Annotated in this window: 9 protein-coding genes; 6 read left to right on the forward strand and 3 right to left on the reverse strand. The window is 61.4% G+C overall.

Annotated elements, in window-relative coordinates; genetic code table 11:
• The first annotated feature begins 48 nt into the window (after window positions 1-48).
• From AYX22_RS09790 to AYX22_RS09800, 3 genes are read left to right on the forward strand one after another with little or no spacing between them, the layout of a single operon-like run.
• Window positions 49-1,596, forward strand: coding sequence for an iron ABC transporter permease (locus tag AYX22_RS09790; RefSeq protein ID WP_207597539.1), 1,548 nt, complete (start codon window positions 49-51; stop codon window positions 1,594-1,596).
• Window positions 1,593-2,762 (forward strand): ABC transporter ATP-binding protein, encoded by a 1,170-nt coding sequence (locus tag AYX22_RS09795; protein ID WP_207597234.1) that lies wholly within the window; start codon window positions 1,593-1,595, stop codon window positions 2,760-2,762. Before AYX22_RS09790 ends, AYX22_RS09795 begins: the two co-directional genes overlap by 4 nt.
• Window positions 2,759-5,344 carry an AMP-binding protein gene (locus tag AYX22_RS09800; protein ID WP_207597235.1) on the forward strand — a complete coding sequence of 862 codons (2,586 nt, stop codon included), beginning with the start codon at window positions 2,759-2,761 and terminating at the stop codon, window positions 5,342-5,344. Before AYX22_RS09795 ends, AYX22_RS09800 begins: the two co-directional genes overlap by 4 nt.
• 217 nt (window positions 5,345-5,561) lie before the next feature.
• Here the strand turns inward: AYX22_RS09800 and AYX22_RS09805 are convergent, their stop codons facing one another.
• Together AYX22_RS09805 and AYX22_RS09810 are read right to left on the reverse strand one after the other, a co-directional pair.
• Window positions 5,562-5,750 (reverse strand): hypothetical protein, encoded by a 189-nt coding sequence (locus AYX22_RS09805; RefSeq protein ID WP_207597236.1) that lies wholly within the window; start codon window positions 5,748-5,750, stop codon window positions 5,562-5,564.
• Complete coding sequence (locus AYX22_RS09810) at window positions 5,720-6,262, reverse strand: DUF4192 family protein (RefSeq protein WP_207597237.1); 543 nt, start codon at window positions 6,260-6,262, stop codon at window positions 5,720-5,722. The genes AYX22_RS09805 and AYX22_RS09810 overlap by 31 nt, the downstream gene beginning before the upstream one ends.
• Window positions 6,263-6,826: 564 nt before the next feature.
• Here AYX22_RS09810 and AYX22_RS09815 point away from each other — a divergent pair.
• Window positions 6,827-8,302: a DUF4041 domain-containing protein gene (locus AYX22_RS09815; protein ID WP_207597238.1), complete on the forward strand. Its 1,476-nt coding sequence runs from the start codon at window positions 6,827-6,829 to the stop codon at window positions 8,300-8,302.
• Window positions 8,303-10,985: 2,683 nt separating this feature from the next.
• On the opposite strand, the gene AYX22_RS09820 is transcribed toward AYX22_RS09815, so the two are convergent.
• Complete coding sequence (locus tag AYX22_RS09820) at window positions 10,986-11,612, reverse strand: TetR/AcrR family transcriptional regulator (protein ID WP_207597239.1); 627 nt, start codon at window positions 11,610-11,612, stop codon at window positions 10,986-10,988.
• A gap of 185 nt (window positions 11,613-11,797) precedes the next feature.
• On the opposite strand from AYX22_RS09820, the gene AYX22_RS09825 reads away from it, so the two are divergent.
• Both AYX22_RS09825 and AYX22_RS09830 read left to right on the forward strand, forming a co-directional pair.
• Window positions 11,798-13,147, forward strand: a complete 1,350-nt coding sequence (locus AYX22_RS09825) for an MFS transporter (RefSeq protein WP_242703581.1) — start codon at window positions 11,798-11,800, stop codon at window positions 13,145-13,147.
• A 47-nt stretch (window positions 13,148-13,194) separates the two neighbouring features.
• Window positions 13,195-15,891 carry a family 78 glycoside hydrolase catalytic domain gene (locus AYX22_RS09830; protein WP_242703582.1) on the forward strand — a complete coding sequence of 899 codons (2,697 nt, stop codon included), beginning with the start codon at window positions 13,195-13,197 and terminating at the stop codon, window positions 15,889-15,891.
• Window positions 15,892-15,910 lie beyond the last annotated feature (19 nt).

The following is a 15,910-nucleotide window of genomic DNA, read 5'->3' on the forward strand; positions in this document are numbered from 1 at the left end:
ACAACCAAGTTTACGGTTTCCGGCCGGCCAGGTCCGGGAAACACGCCGATGGCGGGCAAGGGCAAGCGCCTTCGCCCGCCTTTCGGCGTTTCCGCCGTATCGGTCCTGGCGGTCCTGATCGCCTTCTTTTCGCTGATCCCGCTCGGCTACGTGGTCTACATGACCGTCGCGACCGGGTGGGACACCGCCGTCGAACTCATAGTCCGTCCGCGCGTTGGCGAGCTTCTCCTAAACACGATTCTGCTAACCGTACTGACCGTTCCGCTATGCCTTGTGCTCGGTGTTGGTGGGGCTTGGCTGGTGGAGCGCACTACCTTGCGTGGCCGCACATGGTGGGCTGTTGCGCTGGCTGCGCCACTGGCAGTTCCGGCGTTCGTGAACAGCTATGCGTGGGTGTCCGCGATACCGTCGCTGGAGGGCATATGGTCTGGCGTGCTGATCGCCACGCTGTCCTACTTCCCTTTGGTGTACATTCCAGCCGCGGCAACGCTAAGCAGGCTGGACCCCGCTATTGAGCAGTCCGCGGCTTCGTTGGGCCTGGGTCCTTGGGCAGTGTTCCTCAGGGTGGTTATGCCGCAGCTCCGCATTGCCATGACCGGTGGCGCCCTGCTGGTGGCGTTGCATCTCCTCGCGGAGTATGGAGCCTTCGCGATGATCCGCTTTGATACCTTCACGACGGCGATCATGGTTCAGTTCCAGTCGACGTTCAACGGCACCGCCGGAAACATGCTGGCCAGCGTCCTTGTTTTCCTGTGCTTGGTCCTGCTCCTGGCCGAGGTGAAGAGCCGCGGTACGGCCCGTTACGCAAGGATCGGTTCGGGCGCACAGGCGAAGGCAACAAGGCTGGAGCTGGGTAGGTTCCAGGCCCCAGCCCAGTTGGCCATGCTTGCTGTCACGATCCTGGCTTTCGGCGTGCCGGTCTGGATGGTCCTGCGCTGGATCGCTGCGGGTGGCCCGGAGGTGTGGGTGGTCGGCGAGTTCGCCCCGGCATTGCTGCAAACCCTTCTGTATGGGGCTGCCGGCGCGGTGGCCACCACCGTGGTGGCGTTCCCCATGGCATACCTTGCGGTCAGGCGGCCCAGCTGGTTCAGCAAGGTCCTGGAGCTGTCCAACTATGTAACGAGCTCGCTGCCGGGCATTGTTGTGGGCTTGGCGTTCGTCACCGTCAGCATCAGGGTTCTGCCGGGCATCTATCAGTCAGCAGGGGTCCTGGTTGCGGCGTACGTGCTGCTGTTCCTTCCCCGGGCACTGGTGAACCTTCGGGCGGGCCTTGCCCAGGCACCCAAGGAGTTGGATGAGGCCGCGCAATCTCTGGGCAAGGCTCCGATGGCGTCATTTTTCAGGGTCACTTTGCGGCTCACAGCCCCTGCGGCTGCCGGCGGTGCGGCGTTGGTGTTCCTTGCCATTGTCAACGAGTTGACGGCGACGCTTCTGCTCTCGCCGAACGGGACCCGGACCCTGGCCACCGAATTTTGGAGCAAGAGCAGCGAGATCGACTATGCCGGCGCAGCACCTTATGCGCTGTTGATGATCCTGCTCTCGGCCCCCATGACCTACCTGCTCTTCCATCAGTCCAAGAAAGTTGCCGGACAGTGACCGAACAATCTCCACCCAGGCTGCCCGCCCCACGGGTTGCGCCCACAGTGGCTCCCACCACGAACACGCACTTGGACATCTCCGATGTCACTAAGAACTTCGGTTCCCAGTCGGTGTTGAAGGGCGTCAACCTGTCCGTCGCATTGGGGGGAACCACCGCCATCGTTGGACCTTCCGGCTCGGGTAAGACCACGCTGTTACGGCTTATTGCAGGCTTCGAACATCCTGACACCGGGACCATCAGCCTCAATGGTTCCACCGTTGCCGGCAACGGAGTCCGGGTTCCGGCGCACAAGCGGCAGGTGGGCTATGTTGCCCAGGACGGTGCCCTGTTTCCGCACCTTTCGGTGGGGCAGAACATCGCCTTCGGGCTGGATTCCGGAAAGCTCGACGGCGGTCGGCGGGCGGTGGGTGCCCGCGTTCAGGAACTGCTCGAGATGGTGTCGTTGGAAGGTTCCATGGCGAAGCGGCGCCCGCACCAGCTTTCCGGCGGCCAGCAGCAACGGGTTGCGCTGGCGCGCGCTCTAGCGCGGGAACCGAAGCTCATGTTGTTGGATGAGCCGTTCTCGGCCCTTGACGCGGGCCTTCGAGTCGCAACGCGGCGTTCGGTGGCTGAGGTGCTGAGCGCCGCAGGCGTGACCACCATCCTCGTGACCCATGATCAGGCCGAAGCATTGTCGTTTGCGGACCAGGTAGCAATCATGCGGGGTGGAAAACTGGCGCAGATCGGCAATCCCTTTGTGGTGTACACCCGCCCGGCGGACCGCGCCACTGCCGAGTTCCTCGGTGACGCCGTCATTCTGGACGCATGGTTGGAGGGATCACTGGCCACGTGTTCACTCGGCGGGATTCCGGTGCGCCGTCCCCCTGCACAGGGACGGGTGCAGCTGATGCTGCGGCCGGAACAGATCCGCATCGCCCCCGACGGACCCATCCGCGGAGTCGTTGTGGACACGGATTACTTCGGACCCGAGACCACTGTCCGCATCAAGCTCGCGGCCTATAGCGCTGCCGACGGCGGAGTCTCTGGTAATGGCCACCGCTACCCCGGCGGCGGTGAGGTGATCACCATCCGGCACTGGAACGCTTCGATTACCAAGCCCGGGACGGAACTGTGCCTTCGCGTTGTCGGCGAGGGAGTGGCCTTTCCCCAGGAGATTCAATGACAACAACAACGCTCGACCTTGCACCCGTTCCCTTTGCCGCGCAGCTTGCCCGTTTCGGAGATAGCCCGGCCATTCGCGGTGGCTCGCGCACCATCTCGTACGCAGAGCTTGCAGATCTGGTAGCTACGACCGCAGCCCGGCTCGGCCCTGTCCGTCGGCTTGTTGCACTGACCGCCTCGAATGACGTGGACTCACTGGTTGCCTACCTGGCCGCGCTGACCGGAAACCACGCGATCATCCTCCTGCCCGCGGACAAGCCCGCTGCGCTCGAATCGCTCGTGGCCGCGTATGACCCGGACGTCATCATGCGTTCAGGGGCCGGCGAACCTGTGCTGGAGGAACGCCGGCCCGGGACCCGGCATGAACTCCACCCTGAGCTGGCACTACTCCTCAGCACCTCCGGCTCCACAGGCTCACCCAAGCTGGTCAGGCTTTCATTGGAAAACCTGCAGTCCAACGCCGAGTCCATTGCCGAGTATCTGGGCATAGGTCCACACGACCGGGCAGCCACCACGCTGCCGATGTCTTACTGCTACGGCCTGTCGGTGATCAACAGCCACCTCCTCCGGGGCGCATCGCTGGTGGTGACCGACTTGTCCGTGGTGGACCCGTGCTTCTGGAATCTTTTCCACGCCGAAGGGGCTACATCGTTTGCCGCCGTGCCCTACACCTTTGAGCTGCTTAAACGTGTGGGCTTCGCGGACATGGACCTGCCCTCGCTCCGTTATGTGACCCAGGCCGGTGGTCGCCTGAGCCCGGACAATGTTCGAGACTACGCTGGGCTTGGTGCACGACGGGGCTGGGACCTCGTTGTCATGTACGGACAGACCGAAGCCACCGCCAGAATGGCCTACCTGCCACCGGACCTCGCCGCTGAACATCCACAGGCCATCGGAGTTCCGGTGCCCGGTGGAACATTCCGGCTTGAACATGTTCCCGGACTCGAAGAGTCTGAGCTGATTTACGCCGGACCAAACGTCATGCTCGGCTACGCCGAAAGTCCTCAGGACCTGGCCTTGGGACGGACCGTAGCTGAACTCCGAACGGGGGACCTGGCCAAGCGCACCCCCAACGGGCTCTACGAGATCGTGGGCAGACGAAGCCGTTTCATCAAAGTGGTCGGTCTTCGGGTGGACTTGGGCCACGTCGAGCGCATTCTGAGCGGGTTGGGGGTTTGCGCGGCCGTAGCAGGCACAGACGGCCAGCTCGTTGCCGCAGTTGAAGGGGATCACGATCTCGCCCTGATAGCAAAGACCGTCGCCCATGACCTTGGGCTGCCGCGCGCCGCCGTCGACCTCCATCCCGTCCCCGAGATACCCCGGCTGGCGAACGGAAAGCCTGACTACCCTGCCATCATCGCTATGGCGTCCCGACCGGAGATGCCAGCCAACGAGCCACCTCCGCCTCACGCCGGCACGGACGTGCGGACGATCTTCGCCGAAGTACTCGAAACGGCCAACGTCACGGACACGGACACCTTCGTGTCGCTCGGCGGAGACTCACTCTCGTACGTCGCGGCCTCAGTTCGCCTGGAGCAGGAACTCGGTTACCTTCCGCGGGGATGGCATCTGATGCCCATCCGCGAGCTCACCCCCGGACTGAAACAGGCCGAGCGCGCCGGGCATACCGCCAAACCGATCCATGGGCGGGTACGCACATGGCAAAAGCGGTTGCTTGCACCGATGGAGACAAGCGTCGTCCTGCGGGCAGTGGCCATCGTCTTCATCGTTTCCACGCACATCGGCCTGTTCTCCTGGGAAGGAACAGCTCACGTACTGATGGCCCTCGCCGGCTACAACTTTGCCCGTTTCCAGCTTGAGGGAAATCGGCGTTCCCGTTTCCGACGGCACTTGCGGGCCATTGCCCGGATCGTGGTTCCCAGCGTGGCGGTGATAGCAGTCGCGTTCGCTGTCACTGATGACTACGGCTGGCACAACGTTCTTCTTCTGAACTCACTCGTCGGCCCGCAAGGGTGGACAGACATGTCCCGCTTCTGGTTCGTCGAGGTGCTGGTTCACATCCTTCTCGGACTTGCGCTGCTTCTGGCTATCCCGGCCGTCGATCGGGCCATGCGTAGATGGCCTTGGGCCTTCCCGCTCGCGTTGGCGGGCTTGGATCTCCTGCAACGGTTCGACGTCGTTGAGCTGCCCTATCCCGGCCAGGGGCCTGTTCTGTGGCTCTTCGCCTTCGGCTGGGCTGCCGCCGTGTCCCACACGCTCCGGCAGCGCATTCTTCTCACCGCCGTTGCCCTATGCACGATCCCGGGATCCTTCGAAGACACCTACCGCAGCGCCACGATTCTCGCGGGCTTCCTCGTTCTCCTCTGGATTAACACCATGCCCCTCCCGCGCGGCATGCACAGGTTCGTCGCCCTACTGGCCAGTGCTTCCCTGTATATATACGTCACCCATTGGCTCGTATACCCAATGGTCATTCAGATTGATAAGGGTCTGGCGGTGTGGGCATCCCTGGCCGTCGGCGTGGCCTATTGGGCTCTTATGAGCAGGGTCATGGGGGCTGCGGAAAGTTGGCTGCGACCAGCGCGTCCAACTGCTGTTGAGCGACCTGGTTCCATGTCCTGATAGGGATGTCGCCTAGCTGCCTTATCCCGGACCTGGTGGGAAGCCTTGCTGACACGGCCTCTCGAGACGACTAGGGGACAGGGAGCGCCAGAGTCTTGCTGCGAGAGATGAAGGTGAACTGTAGCTGAATAACGCAGCTTTCTGGATACCTACGGCCACGGTACTGTCCCAGTGCTCGAATAGATCGCCGCTCTGGACACGTCCAGCGCTTGGGAGTTCAAAGGATGAGCTGGTCGCGGATGTGCGGGAACTGGAAGTTGGCCATCAGGGCAGTGGTTTTCTCTTCTGTGAGGTAATCGCGGCTGTCGGGCATTGTGGTCCAAAGTTCGTGTGCCTGCCGGACGGCTTTCTCGGGGTTTAATGACTTGATGGCGATCATGTGGTTTTCGATGACGGTCGCTTCCACAGCCTGGTGCGTTCGTGGTGGCAGGGTGATTTGGTCAGTGGGGGGGCGATGGTGCTGCCGCGGTAGATGAATTCGGCGTTGACTTGGCTGTACTCGGTGGTGCTGAGGGGCAGGGTTCTGTCTTGGCCCGCTCCGGTGTCATAGGGGGGGGCGGCCGTGTCGCTACCGACGAAGATTCCGTTGCGGATGGTGACGCCGGTTTCTGCGACGACTCCGGTGAGCGCTGCGATGGTCGCGGTGTGGGCGTTCGACTGGCCAGGTTCGGAAGCGGCACTGGTATACCGGGCGAAGACAATGCTTGTGGCTTTGGAGTCATTTGTGAGGTCGCTGGCGACGGTCCGGGCGAAGAGGACTTCGTGGCATGGCTGGCGGGAGAGGTCGATGGGGAGCGTTGCACCTACTTTGCTGTTGCCGAGGGTGATGCAGACGAGGCTCACCTGTGGCCAGAAGCCGAGGGTGTGTCCGATGAAGCTGAGTAAATCTGCCGGGTTTTTGATGGTCAGCGCGTTCATGGTCCTGTTCCTTGCCCTAATTCGGTGTGCATGTGGTTTGTTGGGGTTGGGTGTCCTTCTGTTAGGGGACCTGGGCGCTGGGGTAGGGGCTGTAGTGCAACCTGGGGGACCGGGAGCGCCGGAAAGTTCGTCAGGATGGGAGCGACGTAAGAGCGCCGAGCGAAGTTCCGGGCCGGGTCGGCGCGTCAGCGCCTTGGAATTTATGGATGAGGTGAGTCGGTCGGTTGGAGAGAGCGGGTGGTCCAGCAAGGAAAAGTGGTCGGGTGTGAGACTTGTTCAGGGCCCGCAACTTTGACGCCGTGGGCAGTTGAGCCGGTTCAGCGGTGTCGAACCGTCATGCTGTTGGGAAAATATGAGTTCCCGCGGAAGAGTCAAATGCCCGCGTTCCCTTGACCCCGCCAGAAATGTTCGTGCATTTTGAATTGCGGCACGAAATGTTTTGGAGACTTCTTCAGCTTTCCGGCACGGGTAGGGCAAGATCATGCTGGGGGAGCTAGGCATGTTGATCTGAACAGCTGGGTGATGAACCCAGCAGTTTATGTTTCGACGACGATAGGTCCCTTTGTGAGCGTTCCCGCCGGCTGGTACACCGACCCTCAAAACTCTGCACTTGTCCGCTACTGGGACGGCATGCGCTGGACCGATCACGTCCAACCTGTCCAGCCCGCACAGCTGGCGGATTTACCGACTGCTCCCCGGGAGCCGGCCCCGGCGCGTCAACATTCTCAGGAACCGCAGGAACTGAATCAGGGACGCGTTGGAGGCACGCGCAAGGTCGGATTCTTCGGTGCCAAGAAGACAGCCGAGACCGCCCTCGCCGATGTCGAGCGGCTGCAAAGGATCCTGGATGAGCGTGGCCTGCTCGAGTTCGACCAGATAGAAGCCAGCCGGGATGAGCTTCGCCGCACTGCTGAGAACGAACGCAGGGAATGGGCATCTGAGAACCAACGGCTTCAGTCTCAACTGCACTCCCTGCGTTCTGAACTTGCCGAAGCCGAAGGCCAGTTGGTGACCGCTCGCGCCTCGGCCGCGCTGCAGGAAGTCGGAGTCTTTGACTTCGACCACCCAGCAGAACACTCCGCTCACCTGTCTGCCCGGCTGGATTCCGTCCGTGCCCAATACAAGGAGATGGCCCGGGCAAAGCAGGCCATCCACGCGACGTCGAACTTCACGTTCAACAACTCCGCGAAGCAGGGCATGAAGTTCGTGAACCAGATGTCGACCATCATGCTGCGTGCCTATAACGCCGAAGCCGAGAACTGCGTGAAAACGGTCAAAGCTGGAAACTTGGCAACCGCGACGGCGCGCCTGACCAAGGCGAAAGAACAGATCGAACGCCAAGGCACCATGATTGACCTACGAGTCGACGAGACCTACCACCACCTGCGCATCCAGGAAATGGTGCTCGCCGCGGAACACCTCCAAGCTCTTGCCGCGGAGAAGGAACTGGAGCGCGCCCGACGCGAAGATCTGCGCGAGCAGAAGAAAGCCGAAGCGGAACTCGCCGCCGCCCGGCAAAAGCTCGCCAAGGAACGGGCCATGCACCAGGCAACCCTGGACGCACTCATAGCCAACGGCGACCTCGAAGGCGCAGAACGAATGCGCGCCAAAATCGCTGAAGACGAACTCGCCCTCGCCGACGTGGAACGGCGCGCTGCGAACATTCGCGCCGGCTACGTGTACGTCATCTCCAACATCGGCGCTTTCGGGGAAAACATGGTCAAGATCGGCATGACCCGCCGGTTGGAGCCCATGGACCGGGTCAACGAACTCGGAGATGCGTCCGTACCGTTCCGCTTCGACGTACATGCGCTTTTTTACTCCGACGATGCCCTCGCCACCGAGGCAATGCTGCACCGGACGTTCGCTGAGCAGCGCGTCAACAAGGTCAACCTCCGTCGCGAATTCTTCCGGGTCACCCCGCACCAGGTACTGGAAGTGCTGAAAGAACACCACGTCGAACTCGTGGAATTCACCGAACAACCCACCGCCGAAGAATTCCGCCTCAGCACACCGGAGGCAGAGGCTTTGCCTGTGTAACGCACAGCGGCCAAGTCCCGGCGAACGCATCCACAGCGCGAATGGAGTCGGCCGTTCGTTCGGCGCATGTCATAGGCGCCGTTATCGGCTTTCACTTTCGCAGTGTAGATATCGCCCGCGGCGCGCCTCCTCCTTCTGTGCGGGTGACGCCCGGCTCGTGCCGCGGAGAAGCCAAGGATGTCCGGACCAGCCAGGCATGGGATGACCCGGCGTTGGACGAGCGCCGTCTATGCTCCAGGGCTGCGACCGGGTTCCCCATAGCCGCGTCGGCGACTTGGTGACTAGCTCATTAGCCGGAAGTTCGCCGGTCGCGAATTGATCTGAGGACCGAAGCGGATGAAAAAACTCTTGTCAAATTAAATAACAGTTTCGTGTAGTTTGGTCAAATCTTGTAATTAGATCGGTCGCTGTGCATACGGTTGGGGCGTACTGAACATGATCTATTGCCATCTCAAGGGGGAGGGACCAACATGTCAGGAAGTATCGGTAGATTTGTCCTCGTTCTCGCAACCAGCACTGCACTGCTTTTTGGCGGCGCGGGCGGAGCGAACGCAGCGACGGGTGTACAGCAGGTTCAGAGGGAGACAGCAGCGACGCAGGATGAGGCTTCGAGAGCTCAGATAGAGTCTGCCATCGAGAGTGCTTTCGCAGGCGACACCGCCGGGCTGGCCGCCTTACTCGAAGGCCCGCGAGCAGCTTTGACGCAAGTCGTCCTCAAGGACCGTTTGGAGGAACGCGGTGACTTGCGTCGGGCCGAGTCCTTGAAAATCACCGCCGAGGCGGTTGATCCAGCTCCGATGTCCACTGGGCAGTATGACTACTACTGCACCGGGTACAACGGCGTTACGATCGGATGGAACGGGATGGAGGTCCTGGCCTGCCACGGCTGGTTAGACACTTATATTTCTGGACGTCATGTGGCCCACTATAATCCGGATCTAATTCCGCGCGGTGCACCTGTCACTGTCGGGTGCGCATACGCCATGATCGGCGTCGTTGTGTCACTAACAGTACCCCTAGGAGTAGTAGGCTGGGCGGTATTCGGTACGGGAGTTCTTTATGCAGGAGGAGGTGTGGTTGTATCCTGTGGATAAAGTGAATAATCCTTCTCCATGGACAGCTATTGTCACAACGCAATTGTTGGTATTGGTCGGTTTGAGCGCCATGCTGTTTCGATTCGAGGCGAAGTGGTACGACTACGTCCTAGTTTTGGTGGTGGTAGTCTACGAGGTCCTCGTTATCCGGGCCCTGGTTCGTCGAGCTAAGACAGTAGTATCCAACGAGTCTGGACGGCAGTCATCGGCCAGCTCACCACGGACGTGATCCGAGTTAGTGAAAAACCCCAGTAAAGCCCCGCGTCGGTTGACTAGGGGCTTTACTTGTGCGGTGAAGTGCCCGTCTCGTGGTGGAGGGCAGGCCTCATTTGGCCTCGCCGGAAGCCAATGCGTCGAAGAATCGGCAACCTGCCGAAGCCTTTAACCGGGCTGCAAAAGTTGTGGCGCCCGGGGCGGCCTGTTTGTGGCCCTTCGGATCTGGTACTTCCCCATGGCTTAGACGGTGAATCTCTCTACGATGAAAGTCCTGCCGAATAAGCGAGACGACCGGTGCCTTCTAGGGTACAAACGTCCCAACAGAATTTGCGTCCTCATTCTGTTACGAACGGTGGCAGCAAACAAGATCCTGTAGTCCGTGCGGAGGGCAAAGGCAGAGTCTGCACAATATCTGCATGGCGCACGGAGTATGCAGGGGTTGCAAAAGGGATAAGTGGACAATGTCCACACTTCCCGCCCCGGACTGCCTCTTACAACCGGCGAACGGGCCCGGATTCCGCATGTTTCCAGCACTTCCAAGTGTTTCCAAGGCCCAGAATCCCTTTCGATTCCCACCTCGGGCACGGCATACCCCCTCGTCAGAGGGGTTTTTGCTTTAACGTGTTGACAATTATCGACACGAGTCTCTGATGTGTGGTGCCGGCGTGTGCCTGGCGGCCGGTTGGCCTGTGCAGTTGTGGGGGAGCGGGTTCAGGGTCGTGGCTCGTGAGCCCTCCGCCTGCTCTGAACTGGGGCTATGGGTTCCTCTCGCGGTTCGTGCGGTAGGTCGTCGTTGGCCTACACCTCTTCATGGGTAGGGGGACTGAGCGCAACATGACCTCGGGATCTTGCGTCAAAGTTCTTGGTTTCGGCTCGTTGGTGGAGTTAGGAGCCACGTATTGCGATGACCCTCCAGAACGGTGAAGCCGCAGGGGTGCAGCCGCATCTTCATGGCCAAACCGTTGCCTATGAATCGTCTTCTTGATCCAAGGCTAACTCGCGGAAGCTGGACCGGACTCGCCGGGCGTATGCCGAAGCAACCCGAATATACTTCGAAGCCATCGCCCAGACCCGGGCAACCGCTAGTGAGAAAACAGTCACCGACTTCCGCGAGGACATCCGCCGGCTGGGACGTACATAACCGGCCCTATACCCAAAGAACCAGCCACAACCACGAAAATAAGATCAGCGTGATCAGGACTGCGCCTTCCGCGTCCTGTGCCGCCTGGCACCATGGATTGTCCTCCGGCTGCAGTCGGCGAAGGTCTCTCATCGCCACAGATAATCGCCACAGATATACGGTTAGGGGAAGGTGTCGTCGCTGGCGGCCGCGCTCTGCCGATCTTCGCGGGTCGCACCCTCATCCTCCAGCTTTAATCGTCGTCTGGGGATGCGATGAACCGCATCAGCGTTTCCATGAGGTGCAGGGATTCCCGTTCGGGGTCCAGGAGGTACTGGATCCGAAGGCCGTCCACCATGGCCATCACCATGGTGACTTTGTCGTCGGCGGTCAGTTCCTGGCTGTCTTCGGTGGTGGACAGTTTCTTGCTGGTGAAGTGTTCGCGCATCTTGGCGCGCCGGGAAATGAAGAAGTCGTGAGCCGGGTGGTTGGGGTTGGTGGCGGCGATGGTGATAGCGAGCCAGTTCCGGAGGTGCTCGGGGTGGGCGAACTCTTCTTGGAGGATGCTGCTCAGGACCTTCTCGCGGGGGACTTTTGATTCCATGATGCGGTTGGCGAGTTCGGCGTCGTCGAGGTCGCGCTGGGCCAGGGCGGCAAGGAGGAGGTCGTCCTTGGTGGCGAAGTGGCGGAGTAGTGCGGCGTGGGTGACGTTGGCCCGTGCCGCGATGTCGCGGAGGCTGGCGCGTTCGTAGCCGTGCTCAGCGAAGCTGGCAGAGGCCGCACGGACTATTTCAGCCCGCCTCGCCGGAGTGGTGGCGTACGGGCCGCGACGGCGGGAGGCTGGACTTGGTGAGGTTGCCTGCTCGGTAGTTGTGGTCACTGCGCCAAACCTTCTTTCCTAAGCTACGGGCAATTTCTCCGGGGGTCTTGTCAATTGTAACCACCATGACTACTATTCACGAATAGTAACCACGATGGTTACTCTTTACTTGGTTCGACGATGTCGTCGCAGGGCCACGCTGCGGATGCCGGCAGCGGGCGACCACTTTCTTGAAGGAGTCATTGGTGACTACGAACAATCACGAGGCCCCCAGCCTCGCCGGGGGCGTCGCTGCCGCACAGCCGGTCCCTGGCAACCAGCCGCCAACCGCGGATCCGAGCACTCAACTGATGGAGGAACCTCAGAGTCCCGTCAGCAGGAGTTACATCTTTTGGCTGATGCTCGCCAGCTTCGGAGCGTCCATTGCCATGATGGTGCCGCTTTCCTACGGCATCGCTGTGAGGATCACGGAGCTCGCCCCCGGCCAGGAACAGGTACTGGGCTTCATCACGGGCATAGCCCAGCTGGTCTACCTGATCATCAGCCCGATCGTGGGGATCTGGAGCGACCGGACGAGGTCCCGCTTTGGTCGCCGCAGCCCGTTCATCTTCCTGGGTACGGCCATCGGTCTGGCCGGCCTGGTAGTCATGGGTCTGGCGCCCAACCTGCTCCTGGTAGGAGCCGGATGGATCCTTGGTATGTCCGGTTGGTCGATCTCCGGCGCTGCCATTCAGAACCTGATGGCGGACAAACTGCCGGAAGCGCAGCGCGGACGGGTCTCAGCGCTAACAGGCCTCATGACCCAAATCGCGCCTGTTTTGGGCATTGGTGTTGCCTACGCTGTCTCCTCAAACACTCTCCTGGTCTTCGTGGTCCCAGGCGTCATCGGTGCAATACTTTTGGCGCTGTTCCCGCTCATCAAGCCGGAGGGCAGCTCCAAAGACGTCGTCATTGATTCGCAGGTAACGTTCCGCTCGGTGGTTGCCAGCTACGGTTTCAGCGTCCGGAAGTACCCCGATTTCGCGTGGAACTGGTTGGGCCGCTTCGTCTTCTTCATGGGCCTGTACTTCAACACCACCTTCGGCACGTTCTTTTACGCGCAGCGCCTTGGACTTCCCGTCCGAGAGGTGGCGGGAGTTGTGGCCACGATCGGCATGTTGGGTGTCGTCGCGGCAGCAGCAGGTGCCCTGCTGGGTGGCTTCCTCTCGGACAAGCTCAGGCGGCGCAGGCTGTTCGTCATCATCGCTGCTTTGATCTTCGTGGCAGGGGCCTTGGCTGAGGCTTTCGCCTGGTCGCTTCCGCAGCTGATCATCGGTGCAGTCCTCATGCAGACTGCCATCGCCGTGTTCGCGACCGTTGACCAAGCCATCATCTTCGCCATCCTGCCCAACCGCACGGAAACGGCGCGCTACATGGCGGTGGTGGCCTTCGCGCAAAAGATCCCCAGTGCAGTGGCACCCCTAATCGCATCGGTGATCATCACCATCGGCATTACGGGAACGGACAAGAACTACACCTTCCTCTATCTGGCCGGCGCTGTCCTTGCGCTCCTTGGCGGCTCCGTCATCGCTCTCAAGGTTAAGTCCGTTCGCTAATGGAAACACCGTTCGAATCAATGCCGACGAAAGTAGAACCAACCACCATGGACCACATGCCATTCGGGCTTACCGTGGACAGCGGCGGGGATCAGTTCCCTGTCACGGGGCCGGCTCCTCGGTTGTCTTGGAAAGTCAACGCAGGGATCCCGGCAAAGGCCTTCGAGCTGGAGGCGACGGTCGACGGCGTGGCGCAGCCACTTGCGTCCACTACCACTCACCTCTTCGTTCCCTGGCCTTGGGCTGAACTGCGCAGCAGGCAGCGGATAGCCTGGCGCGTGCGCGCCGCGGAACCAGCGGCCAGTTGGTCGGTGTGGTCCCCTTTTGAGGCGGGTCTTTTCGACGCCGATTGGACGGCTTCGTGGATTTCACCAGTTGAGGGGGAAGACAGGCCATACGGCCAGCGTCCAGCTCACGTGCTTGCTACGGAGTTTGATCTGGGAGACCTGACCGGCTCCCAGGCCGTGACCTCGGCCCGACTCTACGCCACAGCACTGGGCGTTTACACTGCCGCGATCAATGGTCAACGTGCCGGTACAGCGGAACTGTCCCCCGGGTCGACGTCGTACGACCGTACTCTCTACGCCCAGGCGTCCGACGTGACGTCGCTGGTTCGGTCGGGCGGGAACCGCATGGAAATCGAGCTCTCGGACGGCTGGTACCGGGGACAGGTGGGGGCGTTCCGGCACCCTGCCCAATGGGGAACGAAGCTCGGTGCCCGGGCAGAACTGCACCTCGAATTCGAGGATGGTTCCCACCGCATGATTGGAACGGACGGCAAGTGGACAAGCGCACCATCGCCCACGACCCGTGCGGATCTCATGGAAGGTCAAACGGTCGACTTCACGGTTCCGTCCGCGGCTCCGTCCGTGGTTTTGGTGGACGAAGTGACCGCACCGGGAATCGAATGGTCACCCGCCCCGCCGGTCAAAGTGATCGCTTCGCGCCCAGCTGAGAGTCTTCATGAACTGCGGCCCGGTGTCTGGATCGCAGACTTTGGCCAGAATGCCTCCGGTTGGATCCGGCTCCACGATCTTGGACCTGCCGGCACGCGTACCGTCATTGACTATGGCGAGCACCTTGGCCCTGACGGGGACCTGTCAACCTCGCATCTTGATTCACATCGGCCAGGTGAACCCGCCCGGATCTTCTCACAACGGGACGAAGTCACGGCAGGGGAGGAGCGTGCTGTTTTTGAACCACGGCACACGGTCCACGGATTCCAGTACGCCCGCATCACCCGCGACGCGACAGGCATAGACCTGGCCCCGTTGGATCCCGCCGGCGTCACCATGCAGGTGGTTCACACTGACCTGCCACAAACCGGTGATTTCTCCTGCAGCGATGAAGACCTGAATGCCCTGCACCGAATCGGGGAGTGGAGCTTCCTCGGCAACGCAGTGGACGTCCCCACGGATTGCCCCACGCGTGAACGCCTGGCATGGACGGGTGACTACCAGGTCTTCATTTCCACAGCCACGCGGCTGCGGGATGTGCTGGGGTTCAGCCGCAAATGGTTGCGGTCCGTCCGTGACGATCAACTCGAGGACGGGCGCATCGCCAACTTTTCTCCTGATGGTCGCATGATCAAGAATCACGTGGATGATCAGTTCGCCATGATGACCGGTTCGGCTGGTTGGGGAGACGCAATAGTCGCGGTGCCGTGGGAGCTCTACGAGGCTTATGGAGATGAAGCAGTTCTTGCTGAGAACTGGGACGCCATGGTCCGGTGGGTCCAATGGGCACTGGAGATGGCACGGACGACCCGGCACCACGAGCGCGTGAAAGCATCAGCCACGCCCGAGCCTTACGAGCAGTACCTCTGGGATGGCACTTTCCATTGGGGCGAATGGACGGAGCCCAAAAAGCGCGACGTCGACGGGCGCCTGATCGACCCCGTCCAGGACAACCCCATGGCTTGGTTCATGGAGGACAAGGGAGAGGTCGGGACAGCGTATCTGTACCGCTCGGCCGCGACTCTTGGGCGCATCGCTGAGGTTCTGGGGCAGCCGGAGGATGCAGCGAAATACGGCGACGTTGCCGAGTCAGTCCGTGACGCCTGGCGTCTTGCGTACCTCCGGGACGATGGCACTACAGCGGCCGACACCCAGGCAAGCTACGTCAGGGCGTTGTCCTTCGGGCTGCTTCCCATGGAGTCGCGCAGCCGTGCGGCGGACCGCCTGGTTGAGTTGATCCGCGAGGCTGGAACCCACCTTGGTACGGGCTTCCTGTCCACTGGCGATCTGCTTCCTGTGCTCGTTGAAGCCGGACGATTGGACGTTGCCCATGAGCTCCTTTTCCAGCGCACGGCACCGTCCTGGCTGTCCATGGTGGACAAAGGCGCAACAACCATTTGGGAGTCCTGGGAAGGGATCGACGAGCACGGTCATGCGCAGGATTCCCTCAACCACTACAGCAAAGCCACTGTCCTCCGGTTCCTGCATGAGCACACTCTGGGACTGAGGCAGGCGGCAAGATCCATTGCTTGGCGCTCCATAGTGATCGCTCCAACGTTGGCCCCGGGTATCACTTGGGCCAAGGGAACCCACGAGTCCCCGTACGGCACCATCCGTGTCCACTGGCAGCTCGACGGCGACACCCTGCGGATCGATGCCGATATCCCTGCCGAAACAGAAGCGCGCATCGTCTTCCCGGACGGCTCCGAGCACCACGCAGGACCAGGCCGCTTCCGGGCCAGCGCACCCGTATCCATCCACGAACCCGAGGCCGTTCCCGCGACCTGACGAGACACCTTCCAAACCG

It is taken from the genome of Arthrobacter sp. D5-1 (assembly GCF_017357425.1).
Lineage (GTDB): Bacteria > Actinomycetota > Actinomycetes > Actinomycetales > Micrococcaceae > Arthrobacter.

Bases quoted from the DNA above. Each gene is read 5' to 3' on its own strand.
- AYX22_RS09790 (WP_207597539.1), top strand. From the start codon at position 49: ATGGCGGGCAAGGGCAAGCGCCTTCGCCCGCCTTTCGGCGTTTCCGCC.
- AYX22_RS09800 (WP_207597235.1), top strand. From the start codon at position 2,759: ATGACAACAACAACGCTCGACCTTGCACCCGTTCCCTTTGCCGCGCAG.
- AYX22_RS09810 (WP_207597237.1), bottom strand. From the start codon at position 6,262: ATGAACGCGCTGACCATCAAAAACCCGGCAGATTTACTCAGCTTCATC.
- AYX22_RS09830 (WP_242703582.1), top strand. From the start codon at position 13,195: ATGGACCACATGCCATTCGGGCTTACCGTGGACAGCGGCGGGGATCAG.